The sequence below is a fragment of the Pseudoduganella violaceinigra DSM 15887 genome, assembly GCF_000425385.1.
Taxonomy (GTDB): domain Bacteria; phylum Pseudomonadota; class Gammaproteobacteria; order Burkholderiales; family Burkholderiaceae_D; genus Rugamonas; species Rugamonas violaceinigra.
The window spans coordinates 675,087-701,023 of sequence record NZ_AUDI01000001.1 but is presented as its reverse complement, the minus strand read 5'-3'; the positions used below and the strand labels follow the sequence as shown (position 1 = coordinate 701,023).

The window sequence follows — 25,937 nt, the reverse complement described above, 5'->3', positions numbered from 1 at the left end:
ACCCCAACTGGGACTTTTGTTGCCTAGCCGCGACGGCGGGCGACCAGGCGCCGCATCGCTTCGATCAGCGGCTCGTTGGCCGCGGTCGGTTCCAGTTTCTGGCTCAGTTCGTCGAACGAGTCGATGGCCATGTCCGGCAACTTCAAGCCTTCGCCGCTCGGTCCCACGTGGGCGATCCCTTTCGGCATTTGAACGCGGAAACGGATGTTGTTAATTTGCCACCCTTTCGCATTCAGCGATTCCTGCAGTTTGGGCACTTGTTGCTTGAGCTTGGTTGCGACCGCGGTGTTCGGCACGGCCAGGGTCAGTTCGCCGCCGTCGAAGGCGAAGATTTCGCAGCTTTTGAAGGCCAAAGGCAGCACTTCGGCGCAGTCGCGTTGTAAATTCACCATGCGCTGCACGGCCGGCAAGAGGGCGGCCAGGCGTGCGTTGCCGCGCAGGAAATCCGTGGCTTCCTGCGGGGCGTGCTTGCGATTGGTGAAGGAGAATGCCATGCCGCTATTTTACCGTGGCGGCCCCAGCAGGTGAATTTTTCAACGCTAGCCTATTGTTATATAGGGCAAGATCCCAACCTTGCTTCGAACGCATGATAAAATCACGCACTTTTGCCATTGGCGGACCCGAGGAAGAATTTAAGAAATGTCCTTACTGACCCAGATTTTCGGCAGCCGCAACCAGCGTCTGCTTAAGCAATACCAAAAAACGGTAAAGGCGATCAACGCCCTGGAGCCCGAATTTGAAAAGCTGACGGATGCCGAGCTGAAAGCGAAAACGCCGGCCTTCAAGGAACGCGTTGCCAATGGCGAATCGCTGGATGACCTGCTGCCGGAAGCGTTCGCCGTCTGCCGCGAAGCGTCCAAGCGCGTCTACAAGATGCGCCATTTCGATGTGCAGCTGATCGGCGGCATGGTGTTGCATTACGGAAAGATTGCCGAAATGGGCACCGGGGAGGGCAAGACCCTGACCGCGACCCTGCCGGCCTACCTGAATGCACTGTCCGGCAAGGGCGTGCACATCGTGACCGTCAACGATTACCTGGCGCAGCGCGATGCCGAGACGATGGGCAAGCTGTACCGCTGGCTGGGCCTGAGCTGCGGCGTGAACCTGTCGCAAATGCCGCACGCGGACAAGCAGGCCGCCTACGCTTCCGACATCACCTACGGTACCAATAACGAATTCGGCTTCGACTACCTGCGCGACAATATGGTGTTCGAAGCATCGGACCGTGTCCAGCGCAGCCTGAATTTCGGCATCGTCGACGAAGTGGACTCGATCCTGATCGACGAAGCGCGTACGCCGCTGATCATTTCCGGCCAGGCCGAGAACCATACCGAGCTGTACCACAAGATCAACCTTCTGCCGCCGCAGCTGATTTTGCAGATCGGCGAGGAAACCCCGGACGGCAAGGGCAAGGTGGAAGTCCCGGGCGACTACACCAAGGATGAAAAAGCGCACCAGGTGCTGCTGACCGAAGCCGGCCACGAAAAGGCCGAGGGCATCCTGACCAAGATGGGCCTGCTGCCGGAAGGCGCGTCCCTGTACGATTCCGCCAACATCACCCTGGTGCACCACCTGTACGCGGCGCTGCGCGCGCACGCCCTGTACTTCAAGGACCAGCACTATGTGGTGCAGAACAATGAAGTGGTGATCGTCGACGAATTCACCGGCCGCCTGATGACGGGCCGCCGCTGGTCCGATGGCCTGCACCAGGCCGTCGAAGCCAAGGAAGGCGTCAAGATCCAGAACGAGAACCAGACCCTGGCCTCGATCACCTTCCAGAACTACTTCCGCATGTACGCCAAGCTGGCGGGCATGACCGGTACCGCCGACACCGAAGCCTACGAATTCCAGGAAATCTACGGCCTGGAAACCGTGGTGATTCCGCCCAACCGTCCTTCGGCGCGTAAAGACCGCCAGGACCAGGTGTACAAGTCCAACGCGGAAAAGTACAACGCGATGATGCTCGACATCCGCGACTGCTACGAGCGCGGCCAGCCGGTGCTGGTGGGTACCACCTCGATTGAAAACTCGGAACTGCTGTCGAGCATCCTGGACAAGGCCAAGCTGCCGCACAACGTGCTGAACGCCAAGCAGCACGCCCGCGAAGCGGAAATCATCGCCCAGGCGGGTGCGCCGAAAGCGATCACCATCGCCACCAATATGGCCGGCCGTGGTACCGACATCGTCCTGGGTGGCAACGTTGAGAAGCAGATCCAGATCATCGAAAGCAATCCAGACCTGAGCGACGCAGAGAAGGCCGCCAAGGCGGAACACCTGCGCAAGGGCTGGCAGTCGCTGCACAACCAGGTGGTTGCCGCCGGTGGCCTGCACATCGTCGGCACCGAGCGCCATGAATCGCGCCGCGTCGACAACCAGCTGCGCGGCCGCTCCGGCCGCCAGGGCGACCCGGGTTCCTCGCGCTTCTACCTGTCGCTGGACGATCCGCTCCTGCGCATCTTCGCCGGCGACCGCGTGCGCGCCATCATGGACCGCCTGAAGATGCCGGAAGGCGAACCGATCGAAGCGGGCATCGTATCGCGTTCCATCGAATCGGCGCAGCGCAAGGTTGAAGCGCGCAACTTCGACATCCGTAAGCAGCTGCTGGAATACGACGACGTCGCCAACGACCAGCGCAAGGTGATCTACTCGCAGCGTAACGAGCTGCTGGAAGCGACCGAGATTTCCGAAACCATCATGAACCTGCGCCACGGCGTGTTCGCCGATGTGGTGCGCAACTTCGTGCCGGAAGGCTCGGTGGAAGAGCAGTGGGATATCCCGGCCCTGCAGAAGACCCTGGCCGCGGAATGGATGATCGAGCTGCCGCTGGCCGAGATGATGGCCAAGGAAGGCAATATCACCGACGAAGACATCGTCGAGCGTGTGGTGGCGGCAGCCGATGCCGTGTACCAGGCCAAGGTCGATATCGTTTCCAAGGAAGCCTTCGGCAGCTTCGAGCGCAACGTCATGCTGCAGTCGGTGGACACCCACTGGCGCGAGCACCTGGCGGCGCTGGACCACCTGCGCCAGGGTATCCATCTGCGCGGCTATGCGCAGAAGAATCCGAAGCAGGAATACAAGCGCGAAGCGTTCGAACTGTTTGGCCAGATGCTGGACATGATCAAGAACGACGTGGTCCGCATGGTGATGATGGTGCGCATCCAGTCGCGCGAAGAGGTGGAGGCGGCGGAAGCGGCCATGAACCAGTCGCACCTGGAAAACGTCCACTACCAGCACGCCGACTTCAACCCGAACGCGGCGCCGGAAGAATTGCTGGCCCCGACCGCGATTGCCGGGGAAGACCTGGAAGCTGCGCTCAGCCAGGGCTACAAGGTCGGCCGCAACGACCCTTGCCCATGCGGCAGCGGCAAGAAGTTCAAGTCCTGCCACGGCAAGCTGGCGTAAGCGATAGCTGCCTCAGTCAAACGGCCCGGCCGCGCAAGCGCCCGGGCCGTTTTGCATTCTCTCGGGACAGTGAAATCATTGCAGAATCGCGCTGCGGCGTGGCAGGACGCTGGCCTGTTCGCCGCCGAGCCGGGCGATCCAGCCTCCCTGCGGGCGACGGTATTGCGCATCGGACAAAAAAACGCCGCCCGGCCAAGGCGGGGCGGCGTGTGCGCGTAGCAGGCGCTGGGTAATGGTAGGTCTTATGGCAGGGTCAGGATGACCTTGACGCTGTCGTCCACTGCCGATTTATCAATGTAGCCGATGGCTTTCGGGTCGTCCGCCACGGCCTTCTTGACGTCGGCATTGGACTTGAATTCCTTGGGCGGCGTGGCCTTGCCGGTGAAGACCAGCTTGGACCAGATGGCTTTCACCTGGGCCGTGTCCTTTTCCGCGACTTTCTGGTAGAAGTCGGCACGGATCTTGGAACCGTCCGCCTGGTCGACCGGGGTGAACATGGCCGATTTGCCAAGGAAGAACTGCGATGCCTGTTCCGAGAACATGCGCGAGGCCGGATTGTCCTTGTTGACGATCACGACGATCTCGGCCGATGCCGGCAGGGCGGCCGCCAGCAGGGCGGAAGCGAGAAGGGCGTTCAGGATGTTTTTCATGGCCGTCTCCTTAGAACACGAAGTCGATGCCGGCGGCATAGACGTTCACGCTGTTGTTGTAGGTGAGCGCGCCGGAAGGCAGGATCAGGGAACCGCCCTTGTTCTTCGGCTGCACGTGGTCGATCTGCACTTTCAGGGCCAGCGACTTGGCGAAGTCCCAACGCACGCCAATCAGGTCGGATTTCTGTTCCGGGGAAACCAGCAGGCCGCGTACGGCGCCAAAGACCGGCGCCAGCGGGTGGGCGGCCGGCAGGTCCGGCACGCTCACGGACGTCCCTGCGCCCTTGTAGAAGGCGTGGGTGTAATAAGGCAGCACTTTGCCGAAGCGGTAACCGGCCATGAGATAGCCCGAATTGGTTTCCGGGATGTAGACCGGTGCATGGGCGCGGCGCTGGGCGTACTCGGCTTGCAGCACGATGTTCTTGTAATCCATCGTCAGGCCGATTTCGGTAAAGCTCATGCGCTTGCCGCCTTTGAGGGTCAGCTCGTCGGCCAGCTGGATGGCGGCCGGCACGCCGGTCGCTACCAGGCCGTCGGTCAGGGCATTGATCGGCTGCAGGTCGTTGACTTCAATCTTGGCGCGGGCGTGCGCGAAGCGGGCCGTGAATGGACCGTATTCGGCCGTCACCGCGGCGCCGAATACCGGCGACTGGTGCTTGGCAACGGAGCCGGCGCCGGTCGGGATATACAGCTTGCCGCGGCTGACGCCGCCAAATGCCTGGACGGTGACATTGGTGTCGCCGAAGGCGTGCTGCCAGTTGACGTCGCCGCCATCCACGTTTTCGATCGGTGCCTGGCCGTACATTTCAATCGGCGGGCGCATCATGGTGTTGGCGTAGCCGACGTTTTGGTAGTCGGAGATCAGGAAAGCGGGCAGGACCACGCGGCCCAGGCGCACACTGGTCTCATCGTTCAGCTTGTACTTCAGGAAGCCCCAGGTCAGGTCGGTGGTGAACTGCTGGCTGGTGTTCTTGCGGGTCAGCACTTGCACGGTGGCCGACAGGCGCTCGTCGAAGGCGTAGGTCGCTTGCAGACCGAGATTGCTGTCCAGGCCGATGCGGGGCGAGTCGCCGGTGCCGGCCGCCTGGTTGTAGCGCGCGAATTTGGCGTCGTCGGTGTCGGTCTTGGCCACGCCCAGGGTGCCGAAGCCGCTGATGCTGAGGTTGCCGTCGCCCAGGGTAGCGGCCTGGGCCATCATGCCGGTGGCAGCCAGCATGGCGGCGGCGAGAAGCTGTTTCTTCATGAAAGTGATCCGATCGAATGTTATCTTATTGTTAGTGCTATGCACTTTAAATTAATGTCAAATTATTTATGACAGTTGCCCATGATAAACTAAAATTGCACTGAGTTGTATCTCTATCTGCACAAATAGAGAGCAGCTTCGGGAAAATGGGGAATTTTTGCGTTCGTTGATCGGACTTATTGCACTGCGCACGCGCCGGCGCATGCGTTTAAAATAACAGCTTCACACCACCTTCAAGAATGAGAACAACTCCATGGCCGTCAATTCCCCCATCCCAGTCGCCGCCGACCTGAAGCCGGTTGCCGGTATCGAACTCGGCTATGCTGAAGCCGGCATCAAGAAGCCGGGCCGCAAGGACGTGCTGGTCCTGAAACTGGCTGACGGCGCCACCGTGTCCGGCGTATTCACGCTGAACCGCTTCTGCGCCGCGCCGGTGCAGATTTCCAAGGAAAACCTGGCGGCCGTGAACGCGGGCGGCAAGCCGATCCGCGCCCTGATGATCAACACCGGCAATGCCAACGCCGGCACCGGCGCAGCCGGCCTGGCCAATGCGCGCGCCACCTGCGCCGCGCTGGCCCGGGAAATGGGCTGCGACGCCCAGCAGATCCTGCCGTTTTCCACCGGCGTGATCCTGGAGCCGCTGCCGGTCGAAAAAATCGTGGCCGGCCTGCCGAAGGCGCTCGAGAACCTGAAGCTGGACAACTGGTTCAATGCCGCCGAAGCGATCATGACTACCGACACCCAGCCCAAGGCTGCTTCGCGCACGGTCGAGATCGCCGGCCATCAAGTCACCATGACCGGCATTTCGAAGGGCGCGGGCATGATCAAGCCGAATATGGCGACCATGCTGGGCTACCTGGCGTTTGACGCCAAGGTCGCGCAGCCGGTGCTGGACGTGCTGGTCAAGGAAGCGGCCGACCAGTCCTTCAACTGCATCACCATCGACGGCGACACCTCGACCAACGATTCTTTCATGCTGGTGGCCACCGGTGCCGGCAGCCTGGTGGTCGATGCGGTCGATTCGCCGGAATACCGGGCCCTGGCGGCTGCCGTCACCGAGCTGTCGGTGTTCCTGGCGCAGGCCATCGTGCGCGACGGCGAAGGCGCCACCAAGTTCATGACCATCACCGTGGAAGACGGCAAGGATGCGGCGGAATGCCGCAAGATCGCCTACTCGATCGGCCACTCCCCGCTGGTGAAGACCGCCTTCTTCGCCTCCGATCCGAACCTGGGCCGCATCCTGGCCGCCATCGGCTACGCCGGCGTGGACGACCTGGACGTCAGCAAGATCAACCTGTTCCTGGACGATGTCTGGGTGGCCAAGGATGGCGGGCGCAATCCGGACTACCAGGAAGCGGACGGCCAGCGCGTCATGAAGCAGAGCGAAATCACCGTACGCGTGAAGCTGGCGCGCGGCAGCGCGGCCGCCACCGTCTACACCTGCGACCTGTCGCACGACTACGTGTCGATCAACGCGGACTACCGTTCCTGAGCGGATGTCGCACCAACTCGACCAATTCCTCAAGCGCGCCGAAGCCCTGCTCGAGCGCGTGGAAGCCATCCTGCCGCCGGCGGCCGTCGCGCCGGACTGGCAGGCCTCGACTGCTTTCCGCTGGCGCAAGCGCGGCAATGGCTATCTGCAGCCGGTGCCGCGGCCGGCGCAAATCGCCTTCGACGACCTGCAGCACGTCGGCCGTCAGAAGGCGCAGATCGAACAGAACACGCGCCAGTTCGTGGAAGGCAAGCCGGCCAATAACGTGCTGCTGACCGGGGCCCGCGGCACCGGCAAGTCGTCCCTGATCAAGGCTTGCCTGGGCGCGTTTGCCGGGCAGGGCTTGCGCCTGATCGAAGTCGACAAGGCCGACTTGCATGACCTGCCCGACATCATGGACCTGGTGGCGGGACGTCCCGAGCGCTTTGTCGTGTTTTGCGACGACCTGTCGTTCGAGGAGGGCGAAAGTGGCTACAAGGCGCTGAAAGTGGCGCTGGACGGCTCGGTCTCGGCGGTGATCGACAATGTGCTGATCTACGCCACCTCCAACCGGCGTCACCTGATGCCCGAACGCATGTCGGACAATGCCAGCTACACGCATGACGAGGATGGCGACCTGCATCCGGGCGAAACCGTGGAGGAAAAGATTTCCCTGTCCGAGCGCTTCGGTCTGTGGCTGTCGTTCTACCCGTTCAAGCAGGAGGACTACCTGGGCATCGTGGCGCATTGGCTGGCCGCCTTCGGCTGCAGCGTGTCGCAGATCGCCGACGCCCGCAGCGAAGCCTTGCAGTGGGCGTTGTTGCGCGGCTCGCGTTCCGGCCGCGTGGCCTGGCAGTTTGCGCGCGATTACGCCGGGAGGCTGCCATGAGCGCCGCCGCCCCGCGGCCGATCGACGTCGCCGTCGGCATCCTGATGCAGCCCAATGGCGATGTCCTGCTGGGCCAGCGCCCGGAAGGCAAGCCTTACGCCGGCTACTGGGAATTCCCGGGCGGGAAAGTCGACCCGGGCGAAACCATTCTTGAAGCGCTCAAACGCGAATTCGTGGAAGAGCTGGGCATCCATATCGGCAGCGCGGAGGAATGGTGCGGCGTGGAGCATGTGTACGAGCACGCCCACGTCCGGCTGCATTTCTTCATCAGCCGCGAATGGACGGGCGAGCCGCAAAGCCTGGAAGGGCAGGCCTTTGCCTGGCAGGGCAGCGTGGGGGTAGAACCCTTGCTGCCGGCCACCATTCCCTTGCTTGAGTGGTTGGACCGCGTACGTTACGGCGCTTGAGCGGGCGCCGCTGGCCGGACCGGGTCCACGCCGCCGCGCTGTCTTAGCAGGAGGGTCCGCCCACGCTCGGTTCCACGCTCAGGCCAGTGAGCGGCCAGGCAAAATGGTGCCAGCAGTACTGCGGTGCGCAGGGAGCGCTAAGTAGCGTGAAAGTTACTTATGTAAGCAAGATGTCCGGTGAGCAGTGCTTGCCGCCTCACTGCGGCTCCTCTTCCAGAGGATCGGCCGGGGCGGCGCCGGGGATGGTGTACTTTTCCTCGGCCCAAGCGCCAAGGTCGATCATCTTGCAGCGCTCGCTGCAGAAAGGGCGGTATTGATTGGCTTCCGTCCACTCTACCTTGGTGTGGCAGGTGGGGCATTCAACGACAGTAGGCATGGTGCTTAGAAATTACAGAGGGTGAGCTCGAAGGGGACATCTTCTTCCAGCGGCTTGGGTTTGAGGTCGCCGCCCTGGGAGGTGAAGCGTACCCACAGCATGTATTTATTGGCCGAGATTTCGGGGATGGCCCCTTGCGAAGCGTCGACCGCCAGGCGCAGCATCTGGTAAACCTTGCCTTGTAGCATTTGCTGATAACTGCCGGCATTGGCGATCATTTTCACCGGCGCGCCCGAATCGCGCAGCAGGCGCAGCACCAGGGCCAGGGCGTCGAACAGCGGTACCAGCGGGTTGAACCAGGCGGCGATATCGTTGAAACGCTTCTCGGCCGGCTGCTTTTGCCAAGCGTAGTAGGACGGCAAGTCGAATTCGCAGGCGCCGCCGGGGATGATGGTGCGGCCGCGGATGCTCATCAGCCACTCATTGTCGCGCACGTTCTGCCCGGTCTTGCCCTGTGCCGCGACCAGGGCGCTGGATACGCTGTCGAGTTCGGACAGGATGGCGTCCAGCATGTCGGCCTGGACATTCGGATTGGTCCGGTAGCCCAGCAGGCTCTGGCGCTGGCGTTCGAGTTCCTGCAGCAGGTCGGACTTGAGATCGGCGCGGCCGGCCACTTCGAGCATGTCGAAAATGGTGGCCAATGCGACGTGATGCTGCATCGGGTGTTCCTGATGCACAAAGAATTTGAATTTCTCGTATAAATCCTCCAGGCGCAGCAGCGTTCGGATGCGCTCATTGAAAGGATATTCGTAAACGATCAAAGCATCCCTCGTGTGGAAGACCTATTAATAATCTAGTGATTCTGAACTATGCGAGGCAAAATTACAAATATTGCTGATAAAAATCATGCAAACGGTCTACCTGGGGGATCAATGCTGCTAGCGTGCCGCCATTGTCGATGACGTCGTCGGCCGCCGCCAGCCGTACGCTGCGCGGCACCTGGGCCGCCATGATGGCGCGCACCTGGGCTTCCGGCAGGCCATTGCGCGCCATGACGCGCGCCAGCTGGACTTGCTCCGGGCAGTCGATCACGAGGACGCGGCTGACCTGCTCTTTCCAGGTGCCCGATTCGACCAGCAGGGGAATGGCCAGCATCACGTAGGCGCCGCTGGCATCGGCCGCGGCCGCCAGGGTGGCGGCGCGGATCATGGGATGGAGGATGGCTTCCAGGCGGCGCTTGGCCGCCGGTTCGCGGAAGACCAGCTCGCGCATCTTTGCGCGGTCCATGGCGCCCTGGCTGTCGGCCATCTGGGCCCCGAATTCGGCCAGGATGGCAGGCATTGCGGCGCCATGCGGCGCGGTCAGGGTGTGGGCGATCTGGTCGGTGTCGACAATGCTGGCGCCGCGCTCGGCAAACAGCTCGGCCACCAGGCTTTTACCGCTGCCGATGCCGCCTGTCAGGCCGACCACGAAGCGCGCCGGCATGTCAGCCCGTCACCCCGTAAATTAAGGCGGTCACCTGCTTGCCGTACAGCAGGGCAACCAGGCCGGCGCCGGCCAGGTAGGGGCCGAACGGGATTTTGTGGCTGAAGCCCAGGCGCGAAGCGAGGATGACGCAGATGCCGATCAGCGAGCCGACCACCGAGGACAGCAGGATAATCGCCGGCAGCATTTGCCAGCCCATCCAGGCGCCGAGCGCCGCCAGCAGCTTGAAGTCGCCGTAGCCCATGCCGTCATGGCCGCGCACCAGCTTGTAGGCGCCATTGACCAGCCACAGCGCCATATAGCCGGCAGCGGCGCCCAGCACGGCGTCGCCCAGCGGCGCGAACAGGCCTTGGGTGTTGGCCAGCAGGCCGAGCCACAGCAGCGGATAGGTCAGGTCGTCCGGCAGCAGCTGGGTGTCGATATCGATGAAGGTCATCGCCACCAGCAGCCAGCCGAACACCACGGCGGCCATGCCGGCCCAGCCGGAGCCGAAATGCCACACCAGGCCGGCCGACAGCAGCGCCGTCAGCGCTTCGATGACGGGGTAACGCGGCGAAATCGGCGCCTTGCAGGAGCGGCATTTGCCACCCAGTACCAGCCAGCTGACGACCGGGATGTTTTCCAGCGCCGTGATCTGGTGCTTGCAGTGCGGGCAGGCCGAACGCGGCACTACCAGGTTGTACTGCTCCGGATGCGGTTCCGGTTCGTCGCGTTCGCAGGCGCACACGCTGTCGACTTCGCGCTGCATCATGATCGGCAGGCGGTGGATCACCACGTTCAGGAAACTGCCGATCAACAAGCCCAGGATGCCGGCCACCACGGCGGCGGCCAGCGTTGCGGGCGGGGAAAACAGCATCAAAGTCTCTAGCATTGTCGTCTTACACCACGGAACCGAGTTTGAAGATTGGCAGGTACATCGCGACCACCAGGCCACCGATCAGCACGCCCAGGATCACCATGATCATTGGTTCCATCAGGCTGGAAAGCTGGGATACCGCCTCATCGACCTCTTCCTCGTAGAAGTCGGCCACCTTGCCCAGCATGGAGTCGAGCGCACCCGATTCTTCGCCGATGGCCACCATCTGCGTCACCATGCTCGGGAATACGTCCGCGTTTTGCATGGCCACGGTCAGGCTGGTACCGGTGCTGACTTCGTTCTGGATTTTCTTGGTCGCTTCCAGGTACACCTTGTTGCCCGAGGCGCCGCCCACCGAGTCCAGCGATTCGACCAGGGGCACGCCGGCGGCGAACATGGTGGACAGGGTACGGGTCCAGCGGGCAATGGTCGCCTTGCGGATCACCTCGCCGAAAATCGGCGCCTTCAACAGCAGGCGGTCCATCGTAGCCTGCATTTCCGCCGAGCGCTTCCAGGACTGGAAGAAGAAGTACAGCGCGCCGAACAAGATGCCGAAGATGAGGTACCAGTACTTGACGAAGTATTCCGACACTGCCATCACGAACAGGGTCGGCGCCGGCAAGTCCGCGCCGAAGCTCTTGAACACTTCCTTGAAGGCCGGTACCACCCAGATCATGATCACGGCCGTCACGATGAACGCCACCGCCAGCACGGCGATCGGGTAAGTCAGGGCCGACTTGATCTTGGCCTTGATGGCCAGGGTCTTTTCCTTGTAGATCGCCAGACGGGTCAGCAAGTCTTCCAGGATACCGGCCTGTTCGCCGGCGGCCACCAGGTTGCAGAACAGCGGATCGAAGTACAGCGGGTACTTGCGGAACGCCATGTTCAGGCTGGTACCGGTTTCGACGTCGGCGCGCAGGTCGAGGACCAGCTTGGCCACCGAAGGATTGGCGTGGCCCTTGCCGACGATGTCGAAGGCTTGCAGCAGCGGTACGCCGGCCTTCATCATGGTCGCCAGCTGGCGCGTAAACAAGGTGATGTCCTTGTCGGTGACCTTCTTGCCGGAGCGGTAGACCTTCTTCTTGACCTTGGTCACCATGATGCCCTGGCGGCGCAGGGTCACGTTGACCACGGCCTCGCCGCCGGCGCGCATCTCGCCGCGCACCGTCTTGCCGGTTTTATCTTTGCCTTCCCATGCGAAGACTTGTTCTTTCGCGTTGCCCGCAGTAGCCATATGCTTATTTCCTATTCATTGGTGCAGCCCAGCACTTCTTCCAGGCTGGTCAGTCCGTTCTTGACCTTGACCAGGCCCGATTGGCGCAGAGACTTGACGCCTTCTGATTCCGATTGCGCGGCGATTTGCATCGCGTTGCCATTTGCCAGGATCAATGCTTCGATCGCGGGCGTGATCGGCATGATCTGGTAAATACCGACCCGGCCCTTATAGCCGGTGCCGTTACAGCGCTCACAGCCCACCGGGCCGTAAGGTTTCCATGTGCCATCCAGCTCGTGCTCCTTATACCCTGCCTTGATCAGCAAATCGGGTGCAATTTCGATTGGCTTCTTGCAAGTGCAGAGACGGCGCGCCAGGCGCTGCGCCGTGATCAGGATCACCGAGGAGGCAATATTGAAGGGCGCCACCCCCATATTCATCAAACGCGTCAGGGTCGACGGGGCGTCATTGGTGTGCAGGGTGGAGAACACCATGTGGCCGGTTTGCGCCGCCTTGATCGCGATGTCGGCCGTTTCCAGGTCACGGATCTCACCGACCATGATGATGTCGGGATCCTGGCGCAGGAAGGACTTCAGCGCCACCGGGAAGCTCAGGCCGGCCCGGTCGTTGACGTTGACCTGGTTCACCCCCGGCAAGTTGATCTCGGCCGGGTCTTCCGCAGTCGAAATATTGATGCCCGGTTTGTTCAGGATGTTCAGGCAGGTATACAGCGACACGGTCTTGCCGGAACCGGTCGGGCCGGTCACCAGCACCATGCCGTAGGGGCGGTGCACCGCCTCCAGCAGGATTTCCTTCTGGTCCGGATCGTAGCCCAGCGCATCGATGCCCATCTGGGCCTGGGTCGCGTCCAGAATACGCATCACGGTTTTTTCGCCGAACAGGGTCGGCAGGGTCGAGACACGCAGGTCGATGGTCTTGGTGGACGAGACGATCAGGCGCATGCGGCCGTCCTGCGGCACGCGTTTTTCCGAGATGTCGAGCTTGGACAGCACCTTGATACGCGACACCAGCTTGTCCTTGATCGAAGTGGGCGGCTGGGCATGTTCGACCAGGTTGCCGTCGACGCGGAAGCGGATCCGGTAAAACTTTTCGTAAGGCTCGAAGTGCAAGTCGGAGGCGCCCATATTGACCGCATCCATCAGCATCTTGTTCAGGAAGCGCACGATCGGCGCGTCTTCCACTTCGGCGGCGGCGTCGGGCGCGGCCTGGGCGGCGGATTCTTCCTCGGCGAACTGGATATCCCCTTCGTCGCCGGTCATGTCCATGATGGTCTGCTCGGTACTCTTGGTCAGGGTTTCGAGCAGCTTGAGCAGCACGTCGTGCTGCACAATGACCGGTTCCACGGTCGATTCGGCCTGGAACTTGATCTGGTCCAGGGCCTGGATATTGGTCGGGTCGGACAGGGCCACCGACATCTTGTTGCCGCGCTTGGCCAGCGGGATCACCCGCTGGGTGGCCATCAGCTTGGCGTCGATGGCCTTGGGCGGCAGGATGGTGACATTGATCGCTGCCAGGTCCAGCAAGGGGTAGGCGAAGGTTTCGGCGCAAAAAGCGGCGAGATCGCGTGCATTGATGGTCCCGCTAGCCAGCAGGACATCAATAAAGGTGGACTTTTCAGTCACTGCCTTTTTTTGCAGCGCGTCCGCCTGTACGGGGGTAAGACGCCCCGCTTGCATCAGGGCTCGGGCCAAACCTGACATTGGTGTGCCGGTCGCCGAGTTGGGTTGGACTGCTGCCATAGGAGCGCGCTATCAGAATATTAAGATGGAATGATCCCCGGATGATGCCTGCAGGCATCATTTTTGTAAAGCTCCACACTGTTCAGTTTTTTAGCTCTGTTGCCGGGCGTCGCAATTTCACTACTTTAATAGCTTGGTCTTGCGCTTGTACTACTTCCACGATGCATTCGCCCACTTTGACTGAAATCGGGGCATCCGGGATGTCTTGTAGCACTTCCAATAACATGCCGTTCAGCGTTTTGGGCCCATCCAGCGGAAAGTTTAAACCCAGTCGCTTGTTGATGTCACGTAATGCCGTGCTGCCTTCCAACAGGCATTCCCCCTTGGCGTCCCAGCCGAAACTGTCGGCGCGCGCCGCACTGGGGGTGGAAGTTGTGAATTCGCCAATCATTTCCTCGATGATGTCGTCCAGCGTGACCAGGCCCTGCACCTCGCCGTACTCGTCGACCACGATGGCCAGGCGCTCCCTGTTTTCCTGCAGGTTCTGCAGGGCGGCGAAGGCCGGCGTGTCCTGCGGGATGAAGAAGGGCTGCGACAGCAGCTTGCGGAAATGCCCGACCGTGAGTTCGCCTTCTTCATTGAGCAGGGCGATGGCCTTGCGCACGTGCAGGACGCCGACGATGCGATTGATCTCGCCGTCATACACCGGCAGCTTGTTGTGGAAACAGGTGGTGAGCTGGGACTTGATGTCCGCCACCGGCATGGCCAGGTCGAGCGCCTCGACCTGGGCGCGCGGGGTCATGATGTCTTCCACCGAAATGCTGTCCAGGTCGAACAGGTTGAGCAGGATGCTCTTGTGCTTTTTGGGGATGAAACTGCCGTTTTCCAGCAACACCGAGCGCAACTCGTCGGCCGACAGCTTGCCTTCCTGGATCTGGCCGGTGGGTTTGATGCGGAACAGGCGCAGCAGGGTGTTGACGAACAGGTGCACAAACCACAGCAGCGGTTTGGACACCGAGAGCAGCGGGCGCAGCACCAGGGAGGCCGGCAGCACGATCTGGTCGGCATAGCGCGCGCCCATGATCTTGGGGGAAATCTCGGCCAGCACGATCAGGATGAAGACCACGACGATGGTCGAGAGCAGGATCACATGCTGTTCCAGGCCGAACTGGGTGATGGCAATGGCGGTGGCCAGGGCGATCGCCATGGCGTTGAGCAAGGTGTTGGCGACCAGGACCAGGGACAGCAGTTGTTCGGTGCGTTCCAGCAGCCACAGGGTGGCGATGGCGCGGCGGCTGCCCCGTTTGGCCTGGTGCCGCAGGCGGAAGCGGTTGGCCGCCATCAGGGCGGTTTCGGCCATGGCGAAGAAGGCCGAGGCGAGGATCAGGAAGGCGAGGACGGCAAATTGCGCCCACAAGGGAACGGTATCCAAGATCGTGGTGACTAGTCAGTAAGGGGACGATTTTAGCATGCGCCCCCGGGCTTCCCGGCGGCCGGCAAGCGGCGCGCAACTTCCCTATAATGCTGGCCATGCGTGATGTGGACCTGATGCTGGCGCCGATGCGCCTGGCCCTTCCCCCGCCGCCCCAGCTGGCCGGCGTCGTGCGCTATTTCCATGTCGAGTGCCACAGCCCGGGCGCGGTGCTGGTGCCGGCCTCGCCGTGCCCCATGCTGACGTTTTTCATCCGCGGCGGCTCGCGTTTCGTCGAGGCGGGCGGGCGCGAGCGGCTGCATGCCGAACCGTTCATTACCGGCCCGCTGACGCAGCACTTTCCCGCCGTGTGGGAACCAGGCACCACATTCATCAGCGCCGTGATCGAATCGAGCCAGTTCGCACGCCTGTTCGACATCCCGCCCGGCGCGCTGCGCGACGCGGTGGTGCCGCTGGCCGACGCCGCCCCGGACTGGGATGGCGCGGCGCGGCTGGAAGAGCGCTTGCGCGCGGGCGCCGACTGCCGGGGCTGGGCCGCCCTGATGGGCGACTGGTTGCTGCAGCGCCTGGCCGCGCGGGAGCGGGGCTGGCAGCCGTTCGTGCTGCCGCCGGCCCTGTTGGCCTTGCCGACCGATGAAATTGCCGCCCGCTGCGGCATCAGCGTGCGCCAGCTGGAGCGCCGCGTCATGGCCAGCTACGGCCAGAGCATCCGCGACGGCCGCCGCATGATGCGCTATATCCGCGCCCTGTCGCACATGGTGGCGGCGCCCCTCAAGCATGGCGGCCTGACCCGGCTGGCCGTCGATTGCGGCTATCACGACCAGGCCCATATGGTGCGCGATTTCGTGCAGTACACGGGGATGGCGCCCAAGGCCCTGATGGCGGCGGCGGCCGACGCCAGCGGCGCCTTGCGCCTGCTGCGCTATGACGACGCGTCGCGCGCCATCGTGGTGCGCCAGGATGCCTAGCGCGGGGCGGGTGTCGCCTCCGTACAATATTTTCCCTGCGCTCCCCGCTATCGTAGCGACGCTACTGAAAGGGGAATGAAATGGAACTGGACGCTACTCTCGAGCGCGATGGCTATGTGCTCGCTTCGCTGGACGGGCTGATGGAAACCGTCCGCACCAACAGCCTGTGGTACTTGAGCTTTGGCCTGGCCTGCTGCGCGGTGGAGATGATGGAGGCCGCCGCGGCGCGCTATGACATGGACCGCTTCGGCATGTGCCCGCGCCCTTCGCCGCGCCAGGCCGACCTGATGATCGTGGCCGGCACCCTGACCAATAAGATGGCGCGCGCCATGCGCCGGGTCTACGACCAGATGCCGGAGCCGCGCTACGTGGTGTCGATGGGCTCCTGCGCCAATGGCGGCGGCTACTACCATTACTCGTATTCCGTGGTGCGCGGCTGCGACCGCATCGTGCCGGTCGACGTCTATGTGCCCGGCTGTCCGCCCACGCCGGAAGCCCTGCTGTACGGGCTGATGCAGTTGCAGCAGAAAGCCCGGCGCGGCGAGCGCGCCGTCATGCTGCGCGATTAGCGATCAGCTGCCGCGGTATGTCGAATACGACCAGGGCGACACCACCAGCGGCACGTGGTAGTTCTGGCTGGCGTCGGCGATGCCGAAGGCGATCGTCACTTCATCAATGAAGCGCGGCGTCGGCAGGTCGACGCCCAGCGCAGCGAAATAGTCGCCCGCGCCGAACACGAGACGGTACTGGCCCGGCTGCATGGCCGCGCCTTCCAGCAAGGGCGTGCTGCAGCGGCCATCGGCGTTTGTCACGTCTTCCTTGAGCAGCGAGCCGTCGGCGCGGTACAGCGCCACGCGTACACCGGCGCCCGGCCGGCCATGGGCGGTATCGAGGACGTGCGTGGATAGTTTTCCCATAGTCATTCCTTATTTTGCTTATCCGGCAAATCATATACCGGTGACATCTGCTCACTATATTATTGGGCATATACCTTTCATCCCCGACCATCATGAGCAACTACCCCCGCGACCTGGCCGGCTACGGCCGCAATCCGCCCCATCCGCAGTGGCCGGGCCAAGCCCGCGTGGCCCTGCAGTTTGTGCTGAATTACGAAGAGGGCGGTGAGAACTGCGTGCTGCACGGCGACCCGGCCTCGGAAACCTTCCTGTCCGAGATCATCGGTGCGGCGGCCTTCCCGAGCCGCCACATGAGCATGGAATCGATCTACGAATACGGTTCGCGCGCCGGACTCTGGCGCATCCTGCGCCTGTTCGAGGAGCGCAAGCTGCCGCTGACCATCTTCGGCGTGTCGATGGCCCTGCAGCGCCATCCGGAGGCGGTGGCCGCCTTCCAGGAGCTGGGCCACGAGATCGCCTGCCACGGCCTGCGCTGGATCAGCTACCAGAACATGGACGAGGAAACCGAACGCGCCCATATGCGGGAAGCGGTGCAGATCATCCAGGAGCTGACCGGCAGCGCGCCGCAGGGCTGGTACACCGGCCGCGATTCGCCGAATACGCGGCGCCTGGTGGTCGAGCACGGCGGTTTCCGCTACGACGCCGATTACTACGGTGACGACCTGCCGTTCTGGCAAGAGGTGGCGCACACCGGCGCCGATGGCAAGCCGGCCGTCAGCCCGCAGCTGATCGTGCCCTATACCCTGGACACCAACGATATGCGTTTTGCCGCGATGCAAGGTTTTAATAGCGGCACGCAATTCTTCGATTACCTGAAGGACGCATTCGACGTACTCTATAAGGAAGGGGATCCGGCCGGCCAGAACCAGCCGAAAATGCTGTCGATCGGCCTGCATTGCCGCCTGGTCGGCCGTCCGGCGCGCGCGGCGGCACTGGCGCGCTTCCTCGATTATGTGCAAAGCCATGACAAGGTGTGGATCACGCGCCGCATCGACATTGCCGAGCATTGGCACAAGCATCACCCATATATGCGAAACGCCTGATATTCAAAATCAGCAGATTCTTATATGGCAAGGATGCGGGAATGTTAGTCTTGCAAGCTGGGATACCTCCGAGGCCAAGATGTCAGAACCGATCCGCTTTTACTACCGTGGCGCCGTGCATGAAGTACGCGATGCGGCCCCGACGCAGACTGTGCTCCAGCACCTGCGCGAAGACCTGCACTGCACCGGCACCAAGGAAGGCTGCGCCGAGGGCGACTGCGGCGCCTGCACCGTCGTGCTGGGTAGCGTGGTGGGCGGCCGGCTGGAGCTGAAAGCGGTCAATTCCTGCATTCAGCTCACCCCTACGCTGGACGGCAAGGCCCTGTTCACCGTGGAAGACCTGCAGCAGGCCGACGGCGCCCTGCATCCGGTGCAGCAGGCGCTGGTCGAATGCCACGGTTCCCAATGCGGTTTTTGTACGCCGGGCTTCGCCATGTCGCTGTGGGGCTTGTACCTGAAGAAGGAAGGGCAGTGCGCCTCGCGCAAGGAGATCGACGACTGCCTGTCCGGCAACCTGTGCCGCTGCACCGGCTACCGCCCGATCATCGACGCGGCCCAGCGCATGCTGCAATTGCCGCAAGTCGAATTCGACGCGGCCCGCGTGGCCGAACAGCTGGCGGCGCTGAAACGCGATGCGCTGGCGGTCTACAGCGCGCACGGCCAGACTTTCCTGGCGCCGCGCACCCTGGACGAGCTGATACAGCTGCGTGCAGCCAACCCGGGCGCCGTGCTGCTGGCCGGCTCGACCGACGTCGGCCTGTGGGTCACCAAGCAGATGCGCGACTTGGGCGATATCATTTACCTGGGCCACGTCGATGCGCTGAAGCATGTCCGCACCCTCGACGGCGCCATCGAAATCGGTTCCGGCGTATCGCTGGAAGACGCCTACCACGCGCTGTGCCGGCACTATCCGAAGGAACTGGGCGAACTGCGCCAGCGTTTTGCTTCCCTGCCGATCCGTAACGCCGGCACCCTGGGCGGCAATGTGGCCAACGGCTCGCCGATCGGCGATTCCATGCCGTGGCTGATCGCCCTGGGTTCCCAGGTGGTGCTGTGCGGCGCGGCCGGCGAACGCGTGCTGGCGCTGGAGGACTTCTACCTGGACTACATGAAAAAAGACCTGCAGCCGGGCGAATTCGTGCAGGCCGTGCGTGTGCCGCTGCCGCGCGAGGATGTGCGCTTCCGGACCTACAAGCTGGCCAAGCGCTTCGACCAGGATATTTCGGCGGTGTGCGCCGCCTTTGCCTTCCGCATGGACGGCGACGCCATCGCCGAAGCGCGCATCGCCTACGGCGGCATGGCCGCCACGCCCAAGCGCGCCGCGCAGGCGGAAGCCGCGCTGACGGGCCGCGCCTGGAGCGAAGCCGCGCTGGCCGACGCCATGGCGGCGCTGGCGCGCGACTATGCGCCGTTGAGCGATATGCGCGCCAGCAGTGCGTACCGGATGCAGACGGCGCAGAACCTGCTGCGCCGTTTCTGGCTGGAGACGCGCAACGACGCGCCGCTGGCGGCCGATGCCGTCAACGCCTTCGCCGTCAGCGCGTGAAAGGACGCTCCATGAACCATCCTGTCACTCCCGAACTGAAGGCCGCCACCTGGACTGGCGTCGGCATTCCGCGCACGCATGAATCGGCCGAGCTGCATGTGCTGGGCCAGGCGACCTACACCGACGATATTCCCGAGCTGCACGGCACTTTGCATGCGGCGCTTGGCCTGTCGTCCAAGGCGCATGCACGCATCACTTCGCTCGATCTCGACGCCGTGCGCGCGGCGCCCGGCGTGGTGGCGGTGTACACGGTGTCCGACATCCCCGGCACCAACGATTGCGGTCCGATCATCCACGACGACCCGATCCTCGCGGACGGTCTGGTGCAATACGTGGGCCAGCCGATCTTCATCGTCGTGGCCGACTCGCACACCAATGCGCGCCGGGCCGCCAAGCGCGGCGTGGTCGGCTACGACGAGCTGCCCGCGATCCTGACCCCGCAGCAGGCCAAGGCCGCCGCTTCCTATGTGCTGCCGCCGATGAAGCTGCTGCGCGGCGACGCGCAGGCGGCGTTTGAAAAAGCCCCGCACACGGTCAAGGGCCAGCTGTATGTCGGCGGCCAGGAGCAGTTCTACCTGGAAGGCCAGATTGCCTACGCCATCCCGAAGGAAGGGCGGGGCATGCTGGTGCAATGCTCGACCCAGCACCCGAGCGAGATGCAGCACGTCGTGGCGCACGCATTGGGCCTGCATTCGCATCATGTGACGGTGGAATGCCGCCGCATGGGCGGCGGCTTTGGCGGCAAGGAATCGCAGTCGGCGCTCTGGGCGGCAGCGGCAGCCATCGCCGCCGTGCGCACCGGCAAACCGGTCAAGCTGCGCGCCGACCGCGACGACGACATGCTGGTGACCGGCAAGCGGCACTGCTTCTATTACGAGTACGAAGTCGGCTACGACGACGCGGGCCGCATCGTGGCCGCCAAGGTCGACATGACGTCGCGCGCCGGTTATTCGGCCGACCTGTCCGGGCCCGTCGCCACGCGCGCGGTCTGCCATTTCGACAATGCCTATTACCTGTCGGACGTGGAGATCCACGCTGCCTGCGGCAAGACCAACACCCAGTCGAACACCGCTTTCCGCGGCTTCGGCGGCCCGCAAGGCGCCATCGCCATCGAATATGTGATCGACGAAATCGCGCGCAACCTTGGCCGCGATCCGCTGGATATCCGCCGCCTGAACTTCTACGGCAAGACTGAGCGCAACCAGACCCCGTATGGCCAGGTCATCGTCGACAATGTGATCCAGGAGCTGGTGGACGAGCTGGAGCAGAGCAGCGCATACCGCGCCCGCCGTGCTGCGGTGGCGGCCTACAACGCCGGCAGCCCCGTGCTGAAACGCGGCCTGGCGCTGACACCCGTCAAATTCGGTATCGCCTTCAACGTGACCCACTTGAACCAGGCCGGGGCGCTGGTGCATGTGTATGTCGACGGCTCGGTGCTGGTCAACCACGGCGGCACCGAGATGGGGCAGGGCATCAACACCAAGGTGATGCAGGTGGTCGCCCACGAATTGGGCCTGGAGCTGTCGCGTGTGCGCATCACGGCCACCGATACCAGCAAAGTCGCCAATACCTCGGCCACGGCGGCATCCACCGGGGCCGACCTGAACGGCAAGGCGGCGCAGGACGCGGCGCGCCAGATCCGCGAGCGCCTGGCCGCATTTGCCGCAACAACGCTGGGCGGCGAGGCCGCCGATGTGCGCTTCCACGGCAACGCCATCCACGTGAACGGGCAAAGCGTGCCGTTCGAGGCCTTGGTGCAGAAGGCCTACCTGGCCCGCGTGCAGCTCTGGTCGGACGGATTCTATGCAACGCCGAACCTGCATTGGGATCCGAAAACCATGAACGGCCACCCGTTCTCCTACTATGCTTACGGCGCCGCCGTGGCGGAGGTGGTGGTCGATACGCTGACCGGCGAATGGAAACTGCTGCGCGCCGACGCTCTGTACGACGCGGGACAGTCCCTGAATCCGGCCATCGATATCGGCCAGGTGGAGGGCGCCTTTGTCCAGGGCATGGGCTGGCTGACCACCGAGCAGCTGTGGTGGAACCCGGCGGGCAAGCTGATGACGCATGCGCCTTCGACCTACAAGATCCCGGGCATTTCCGATTGTCCCGAGGATTTCCGTGTCAGCCTGTTCCAGAACCGCAATGTGGAGGACTCGATCCACCGCTCGAAAGCCGTGGGCGAACCGCCGCTGCTGCTGCCGTTCTCGGTGTTCTTTGCCATTCGCGATGCCGTGTCCGCCGTCGGCGGGCACCGCGTCAATCCTCCGCTGAACGCTCCGGCGACCAGCGAAGAAATCCTGCGCGCCATCGCGGCGGTCGAAGCGGCGGGCTGACATGGCCGACTGGCTGACGCCTGCCGGGGAGCCGGCGGTACTGGTCACGGTCGCGCGCGCCGAAGGTTCGGTGCCGCGCGCGGCGGGCACGCATATGCTGGTGACGGCGGGCGGGCAGTTCGACACCGTCGGCGGCGGGCACCTGGAGCATAAGGCGCTGGCCATTGCCCGCGACATGATGGCCGCCAGGCGTCCGGCCTTTCCGTACATTGAACGCTTTCCGCTCGGGCCTTCGCTGGGCCAATGCTGCGGCGGCGTGGTCTGGCTGCTGTTCGAACCGGTGACCGGCGGCCTGGCGGACGTCCTGGAGCAATTGCGCCAGCGCCGCAAGGAGGACGCCTGCCGTATCAGCGCCATCGACGGCGAGGCGGACTGCCGGCTCACGGGCGAGCTGCACCAGGACACCCACATCCGCACCGACGCGGCCGGCCGCCGCTGGCTGGTCGACCCGGTGAAGGCGCCGCGCGCCCACCTGCTGCTGTTCGGCGCGGGACATGTCGGCGCCGCCATCGTGCGCGCGCTGGCCGAGCTGCCCTGCAGCGTGACCTGGGTCGATGAACGCGACGCCATGTTCCCGCGCGATGTGCCAGCCAATGTGGCGATCGAGGCCACCGATACGCCGGAAGCTTGCGTGGACGATGCGCCGGACAACGCCAGCTATCTGGTGCTGACGCACAGCCATGCCCTCGACCAGCAGCTGGCCGAAGCCATCCTGCGGCGGCCCAAGGTCGGCTGGTTCGGCCTGATCGGCTCCAAAACCAAGCGTGCCCAGTTCGCCTCGCGCCTCGCGGCCAAGGGGCTGAGCACTGAAAACATGGTATGCCCCATTGGCCTACCGGGTATCATCAACAAGGCGCCGGCGGTGATTGCCGCCTCGGTCGCCGCCCAATTACTGATGGTCTGGGAATCCCAGGCGAAAGACTAAGCATGAGCAAAGACACCAGCGTGCAAGCCTACCGAGCGGGCTTGCTGTATTTTCACGCCGATCCGGCCTTCATCGAACGCGCCCATGCATGGCACGAAGACGGCCTGCTGGTCGTGGAAAACGGCAAGGTGAGGGCGGCCGGCGATTACGCCACGCTGGCGCCGACGCTGCCGCCGGCTACCGAAGTGAAAGACTACCGCGGCAAGATCATCATGCCGGGCTTCATCGACTCGCACGTGCATTATCCGCAGACCGACATGATCGCCTCGCCGGCGCCCGGCCTGCTGCCATGGCTGGAGCAATACACCTTCCCCACCGAGCGCCAGTTCGCCGACCCGGCGCATGGCGCCCAGGTGGCGGAATTCTTCCTCGACGAGCTGCTGCGCAACGGCACCACCACCGCCATGGTGTACTGCACGGTGCATCCGCAATCGGTGGACGCCTTCTTCACCGCCAGCGAAAAGCGCAACTTGCGCATGATCGCCGGCAAAGTGATGATGGACCGCCATTGCCCCGACTTTCTGTGCGATAGCGCCGAACGCGGTGCCGAGGAAACCGAGGCCCTGATCCAGCGCTGGCATAACAAGGGCCGTTCGCTGTACGCCATCACTCCGCGCTTTGCGCCGACGTCGACCGAAGCCCAGCTGCAACTGGCGGGTGAACTGGCGCGCAACTATCCCGACACCTTCCTGCAAACCCACGTTTCGGAAAACCAGGAGGAATGCGCCTGGGTCAAGTCGCTGTTCCCGCAGGCGCGCAGCTATCTCGACGTGTACGACCGCTACGGCATGATGCGCCCGCGCGCCGTCTATGGCCACTGCATCTGGCTGGACGAATCCGACCGCGCCCGCATGGCCGACACCAGGTCCGCCGCCGCCGTCTGCCCGACCTCCAACCTGTTCCTGGGTTCCGGCCTGTTCGACTTCGAGCAGGCCGACCAGGCCGGCATGCTGCTCTCGCTGGCAACGGACGTGGGCGCCGGCACATCGTTCAGCATGTTGCAAACGATGAATGAAGCCTATAAAGTAGCGCGCTTGAAGGGCAGCTACCTGCCCGCCATGCGCATGTTCTACCTGGCGACGCTGGGCGCCGCGCGCAGCCTGCACCTGGAAGACACGATCGGCAGTTTCGCCGCCGGCCGCGAGGCGGATTTCATCGTGATCGACCCGCAGGCGACGCCGCTGCTGGCACGCCGCAGCGCCAATACCGACAGCCTGGAGGAACAGCTGTTCGCGCTGGCGCTGCTGGGGGACGACCGCGCCATCGCGGCGACGTATTCGGCAGGGCGGCTGGTCCACCAAGCACACTAACGAGAGAAGCCATGCACAAGAATTTGACCAGTCTCCTGATCGCGGCCGCCTTTGCGGCGACGCCGGCCTTCGCCGCCAGCAACGCCGATGTCACCGCCCGCCACTTTGCGGCCTTGCTTGCCGGCCCGGCGCCGAAGACGGCGGAACTGGCCATGTTCTTCAACAATATGCCGAAGGGCGCCGACCTGCACCACCATTACTCCGGCTCCATCTATGCCGAGCAGTACCTGGAGTGGGTCGACAAGCTGGGCTACTGCGTCGACAAGACCAGCTGGAGCGTGCAGACCGACAAGGCAGCCGACCGCAAGAATTGTGCCACGGTCGCCGAGCTGGAAAAAGACCCGCTGGCCTACCGGTCGCTGATGCACAAGTGGTCCACCATGGACTTCTACAACCATAGCGAAGACCAGCTGGCGCCCGACCTGGCCTTCTTCACCACCTTCCTGCGTTTTGACGGGGTCGCTTCGACCCATGGCAATGACGGCCAGAAGCGGCTGAAAGAGCGCGCGATTGCGGAGAATGTCGGCTATATCGAAACCGTATTCGAAATCGCGCCGATCACCTTCGATGCGGAATTCGACGCCAAGCTGACCGACGATGCAGCCTTCGCCGCCTACCTGGCCAAGCTGGAAGCCAGCCCGGCCTTCAACAAGGGGGTGGCCGACTACAGCGCCTATGTCGACAGCAGCAGCGCCGGCATCGACGACGACCATTTCACCATGCGCTACCAGCCATTCGTGCTGCGCTTCCTCTCGCCGTCCATCGTCTTCTCGCAGATGGCTGCGGGCTTCAAGATTGCAAGCCAGAATCCGAAAGTGGTGTCGGTGAATATCGTCGGCGCCGAGCATTACCCGGTGTCGATGCGCGACTACAAGCTGCACATGCGCATGTATAAATTCCTGAGCGCCAAATACCCGGGTGTGAAACTGTCCCTGCATGCCGGCGAGCTGGCCCTGGGCCAGGTGCCGCCGGAAGGCTTGAAGTTCCACATCGCCGAAGCAATCGACATCGCCGGCGCCAAGCGGATCGGCCATGGCATGGACATTGCCCATGAGAGCCAGCCGCTGGCGATCCTGAAGAAAATGCGCGAGAAAAATATCCCGGTGGAAGTGAACCTGACGTCCAACGAATTCATCCTGGGGGTGAAAGGCGAGGCGCACCCGCTTAATATTTACCGCAAGTATGGCGTGCCGTTCGTCCTGTCGAGCGATGATACCGGCGTCAGCCGTAACACCCTGTCGAACGAGTATGTGTTGTTCGCCAGCCGTTACAAAACCAATTATGCGGAAGTGAAAAAGCTGTCATATGACAGCATTCGCTACAGTTTCCTCGCCGATGGGGATAAACAACGCCTGCTGAAACAATTGGACAGCCGCTTTGCCAAGTTCGAAGCCGACGTTGCAGCTTCGCTGAAGTAAGCCCTTCTTTCGCCGCACTTGTGGCCCTTTCGCCACAAGTGCGCGCCTCAGTATCAAAATCCTTAACGTTGTTAAAGCCTAAAAGCGCGCCGGATTCTTTATAATCCCGCCTTAGCGCCAGGCCTTATTGCAGAAAAGCGTATATCGAAGTGCAATTTATTTTTCCTAAGTATAAATACGTAAAGGAAAATGAATTTGTGTTCGAGCTCGCATTTCAGGCATAGTTGACGGAAAGATACGTCTACTGCAGTTGAGGCAAGCCCCGCGTCACAAGCAAGTCATAAAGCTGTCGCACCCCTGTCATGGTCGGTGCCTAAACTCGCTGGGCGGCAATTATTTTTGCAACATTAGTAAAAAGCGCAAATGCGGCAAGCAGCACGTTGCCGACATTTACCGATATTTTGTTC

General features: G+C 63.0%; 23 protein-coding genes. 12 read left to right on the top strand and 11 right to left on the bottom strand.

All coding sequences use genetic code 11. The annotated features are described in order from the left end of the window. Positions 1-23: 23 nt before the first annotated feature. Positions 24-494, bottom strand: a complete 471-nt coding sequence (locus H597_RS0103235; RefSeq protein WP_028100865.1) for a DciA family protein — start codon at positions 492-494, stop codon at positions 24-26. Positions 495-639: 145 nt separating this feature from the next. On the opposite strand from H597_RS0103235, the gene secA reads away from it, so the two are divergent. Then, complete coding sequence (gene secA, locus H597_RS0103230) at positions 640-3,402, top strand: preprotein translocase subunit SecA (RefSeq protein ID WP_028100864.1); 2,763 nt, start codon at positions 640-642, stop codon at positions 3,400-3,402. Positions 3,403-3,644: 242 nt separating this feature from the next. Here secA and H597_RS0103225 read toward each other — a convergent pair whose 3' ends face one another. Beyond that, positions 3,645-4,052, bottom strand: coding sequence for a type 2 periplasmic-binding domain-containing protein (locus H597_RS0103225; RefSeq protein WP_028100863.1), 408 nt, complete (start codon positions 4,050-4,052; stop codon positions 3,645-3,647). 10 nt (positions 4,053-4,062) lie between these two features. Continuing rightward, positions 4,063-5,295: a porin gene (locus H597_RS0103220; protein WP_028100862.1), complete on the bottom strand. Its 1,233-nt coding sequence runs from the start codon at positions 5,293-5,295 to the stop codon at positions 4,063-4,065. A gap of 253 nt (positions 5,296-5,548) precedes the next feature. On the opposite strand from H597_RS0103220, the gene argJ reads away from it, so the two are divergent. From argJ to H597_RS0103205, 3 genes are read left to right on the top strand one after another with little or no spacing between them, the layout of a single operon-like run. Further along, a complete protein-coding gene (gene argJ / locus H597_RS0103215) occupies positions 5,549-6,787 on the top strand; it encodes a bifunctional glutamate N-acetyltransferase/amino-acid acetyltransferase ArgJ (protein ID WP_028100861.1) in 1,239 nt (412 codons plus the stop codon). Positions 6,788-6,791: 4 nt separating this feature from the next. After that, entirely contained in the window at positions 6,792-7,655 is an 864-nt protein-coding gene (locus H597_RS0103210) for an ATP-binding protein (RefSeq protein WP_028100860.1), read from the top strand. Beyond that, positions 7,652-8,062 (top strand): NUDIX domain-containing protein, encoded by a 411-nt coding sequence (locus H597_RS0103205; RefSeq protein WP_028100859.1) that lies wholly within the window; start codon positions 7,652-7,654, stop codon positions 8,060-8,062. Before H597_RS0103210 ends, H597_RS0103205 begins: the two co-directional genes overlap by 4 nt. Positions 8,063-8,258: 196 nt before the next feature. Here the strand turns inward: H597_RS0103205 and yacG are convergent, their stop codons facing one another. From yacG to H597_RS0103170, 7 genes are all read right to left on the bottom strand, one after another. Continuing rightward, positions 8,259-8,438, bottom strand: coding sequence for a DNA gyrase inhibitor YacG (gene yacG, locus H597_RS0103200; RefSeq protein WP_028100858.1), 180 nt, complete (start codon positions 8,436-8,438; stop codon positions 8,259-8,261). Positions 8,439-8,443: 5 nt separating this feature from the next. Continuing rightward, entirely contained in the window at positions 8,444-9,199 is a 756-nt protein-coding gene (zapD, locus tag H597_RS0103195) for a cell division protein ZapD (protein WP_028100857.1), read from the bottom strand. Between the two features lie 61 nt (positions 9,200-9,260). Continuing rightward, positions 9,261-9,863 (bottom strand): dephospho-CoA kinase, encoded by a 603-nt coding sequence (gene coaE, locus H597_RS0103190; RefSeq protein ID WP_028100856.1) that lies wholly within the window; start codon positions 9,861-9,863, stop codon positions 9,261-9,263. Between the two features lies 1 nt (position 9,864). Beyond that, positions 9,865-10,719, bottom strand: a complete 855-nt coding sequence (locus tag H597_RS0103185; RefSeq protein ID WP_229632075.1) for a prepilin peptidase — start codon at positions 10,717-10,719, stop codon at positions 9,865-9,867. 22 nt (positions 10,720-10,741) lie between these two features. Next, on the bottom strand, positions 10,742-11,953 hold the full coding sequence (locus H597_RS0103180; protein ID WP_028100854.1) for a type II secretion system F family protein: 1,212 nt from the start codon (positions 11,951-11,953) through the stop codon (positions 10,742-10,744). Positions 11,954-11,964: 11 nt separating this feature from the next. Beyond that, complete coding sequence (gene pilB / locus H597_RS0103175) at positions 11,965-13,692, bottom strand: type IV-A pilus assembly ATPase PilB (RefSeq protein WP_035372910.1); 1,728 nt, start codon at positions 13,690-13,692, stop codon at positions 11,965-11,967. A gap of 82 nt (positions 13,693-13,774) precedes the next feature. Then, positions 13,775-15,064 carry an HlyC/CorC family transporter gene (locus tag H597_RS0103170; protein WP_028100852.1) on the bottom strand — a complete coding sequence of 430 codons (1,290 nt, stop codon included), beginning with the start codon at positions 15,062-15,064 and terminating at the stop codon, positions 13,775-13,777. An 89-nt stretch (positions 15,065-15,153) separates the two neighbouring features. Here H597_RS0103170 and H597_RS33055 point away from each other — a divergent pair, with 89 nt between their 5' ends. Next, the gene (locus H597_RS33055; RefSeq protein WP_051293485.1) at positions 15,154-16,032 is read left to right on the top strand and encodes a helix-turn-helix domain-containing protein; all 879 of its coding nucleotides are present in this window, start codon (positions 15,154-15,156) and stop codon (positions 16,030-16,032) included. A gap of 80 nt (positions 16,033-16,112) precedes the next feature. Continuing rightward, on the top strand, positions 16,113-16,601 hold the full coding sequence (locus tag H597_RS0103160; protein WP_035372909.1) for a NuoB/complex I 20 kDa subunit family protein: 489 nt from the start codon (positions 16,113-16,115) through the stop codon (positions 16,599-16,601). Positions 16,602-16,604: 3 nt separating this feature from the next. Here H597_RS0103160 and uraH read toward each other — a convergent pair whose 3' ends face one another. Then, positions 16,605-16,949, bottom strand: a complete 345-nt coding sequence (gene uraH / locus H597_RS0103155; protein WP_028100850.1) for a hydroxyisourate hydrolase — start codon at positions 16,947-16,949, stop codon at positions 16,605-16,607. Positions 16,950-17,041: 92 nt separating this feature from the next. On the opposite strand from uraH, the gene puuE reads away from it, so the two are divergent. From puuE to H597_RS0103125, 6 genes are all read left to right on the top strand, one after another. Continuing rightward, positions 17,042-17,992 (top strand): allantoinase PuuE, encoded by a 951-nt coding sequence (gene puuE / locus H597_RS0103150; protein WP_028100849.1) that lies wholly within the window; start codon positions 17,042-17,044, stop codon positions 17,990-17,992. Between the two features lie 79 nt (positions 17,993-18,071). After that, complete coding sequence (gene xdhA, locus H597_RS0103145; RefSeq protein ID WP_028100848.1) at positions 18,072-19,538, top strand: xanthine dehydrogenase small subunit; 1,467 nt, start codon at positions 18,072-18,074, stop codon at positions 19,536-19,538. Between the two features lie 11 nt (positions 19,539-19,549). Then, entirely contained in the window at positions 19,550-21,877 is a 2,328-nt protein-coding gene (gene xdhB, locus H597_RS0103140; RefSeq protein WP_028100847.1) for a xanthine dehydrogenase molybdopterin binding subunit, read from the top strand. A 1-nt stretch (position 21,878) separates the two neighbouring features. Then, entirely contained in the window at positions 21,879-22,802 is a 924-nt protein-coding gene (gene xdhC, locus H597_RS0103135; protein ID WP_028100846.1) for a xanthine dehydrogenase accessory protein XdhC, read from the top strand. A gap of 2 nt (positions 22,803-22,804) precedes the next feature. Then, a complete protein-coding gene (guaD, locus tag H597_RS0103130; protein ID WP_035372907.1) occupies positions 22,805-24,112 on the top strand; it encodes a guanine deaminase in 1,308 nt (435 codons plus the stop codon). Between the two features lie 11 nt (positions 24,113-24,123). Next, positions 24,124-25,530 (top strand): adenosine deaminase family protein, encoded by a 1,407-nt coding sequence (locus tag H597_RS0103125; RefSeq protein ID WP_028100844.1) that lies wholly within the window; start codon positions 24,124-24,126, stop codon positions 25,528-25,530. Positions 25,531-25,937: the final 407 nt, after the last annotated feature.

What these genes read in the sequence shown, in the direction of transcription:
- H597_RS0103205 (WP_028100859.1), top strand. Translation starts at nt 7,652, where the DNA reads ATGAGCGCCGCCGCCCCGCGGCCGATCGACGTCGCCGTCGGCATCCTG.
- xdhC (WP_028100846.1), top strand. Translation starts at nt 21,879, where the DNA reads ATGGCCGACTGGCTGACGCCTGCCGGGGAGCCGGCGGTACTGGTCACG.
- secA (WP_028100864.1), top strand. Translation starts at nt 640, where the DNA reads ATGTCCTTACTGACCCAGATTTTCGGCAGCCGCAACCAGCGTCTGCTT.
- guaD (WP_035372907.1), top strand. Translation starts at nt 22,805, where the DNA reads ATGAGCAAAGACACCAGCGTGCAAGCCTACCGAGCGGGCTTGCTGTAT.
- uraH (WP_028100850.1), bottom strand. Translation starts at nt 16,949, where the DNA reads ATGGGAAAACTATCCACGCACGTCCTCGATACCGCCCATGGCCGGCCG.
- yacG (WP_028100858.1), bottom strand. Translation starts at nt 8,438, where the DNA reads ATGCCTACTGTCGTTGAATGCCCCACCTGCCACACCAAGGTAGAGTGG.
- H597_RS0103180 (WP_028100854.1), bottom strand. Translation starts at nt 11,953, where the DNA reads ATGGCTACTGCGGGCAACGCGAAAGAACAAGTCTTCGCATGGGAAGGC.
- H597_RS0103185 (WP_229632075.1), bottom strand. Translation starts at nt 10,719, where the DNA reads ATGCTGTTTTCCCCGCCCGCAACGCTGGCCGCCGCCGTGGTGGCCGGC.
- H597_RS0103225 (WP_028100863.1), bottom strand. Translation starts at nt 4,052, where the DNA reads ATGAAAAACATCCTGAACGCCCTTCTCGCTTCCGCCCTGCTGGCGGCC.
- coaE (WP_028100856.1), bottom strand. Translation starts at nt 9,863, where the DNA reads ATGCCGGCGCGCTTCGTGGTCGGCCTGACAGGCGGCATCGGCAGCGGT.
- H597_RS0103125 (WP_028100844.1), top strand. Translation starts at nt 24,124, where the DNA reads ATGCACAAGAATTTGACCAGTCTCCTGATCGCGGCCGCCTTTGCGGCG.
- H597_RS0103235 (WP_028100865.1), bottom strand. Translation starts at nt 494, where the DNA reads ATGGCATTCTCCTTCACCAATCGCAAGCACGCCCCGCAGGAAGCCACG.
- puuE (WP_028100849.1), top strand. Translation starts at nt 17,042, where the DNA reads ATGAGCAACTACCCCCGCGACCTGGCCGGCTACGGCCGCAATCCGCCC.
- xdhB (WP_028100847.1), top strand. Translation starts at nt 19,550, where the DNA reads ATGAACCATCCTGTCACTCCCGAACTGAAGGCCGCCACCTGGACTGGC.
- xdhA (WP_028100848.1), top strand. Translation starts at nt 18,072, where the DNA reads ATGTCAGAACCGATCCGCTTTTACTACCGTGGCGCCGTGCATGAAGTA.
- pilB (WP_035372910.1), bottom strand. Translation starts at nt 13,692, where the DNA reads ATGGCAGCAGTCCAACCCAACTCGGCGACCGGCACACCAATGTCAGGT.
- H597_RS0103160 (WP_035372909.1), top strand. Translation starts at nt 16,113, where the DNA reads ATGGAACTGGACGCTACTCTCGAGCGCGATGGCTATGTGCTCGCTTCG.
- H597_RS33055 (WP_051293485.1), top strand. Translation starts at nt 15,154, where the DNA reads ATGCTGGCCATGCGTGATGTGGACCTGATGCTGGCGCCGATGCGCCTG.
- H597_RS0103220 (WP_028100862.1), bottom strand. Translation starts at nt 5,295, where the DNA reads ATGAAGAAACAGCTTCTCGCCGCCGCCATGCTGGCTGCCACCGGCATG.
- argJ (WP_028100861.1), top strand. Translation starts at nt 5,549, where the DNA reads ATGGCCGTCAATTCCCCCATCCCAGTCGCCGCCGACCTGAAGCCGGTT.
- H597_RS0103210 (WP_028100860.1), top strand. Translation starts at nt 6,792, where the DNA reads ATGTCGCACCAACTCGACCAATTCCTCAAGCGCGCCGAAGCCCTGCTC.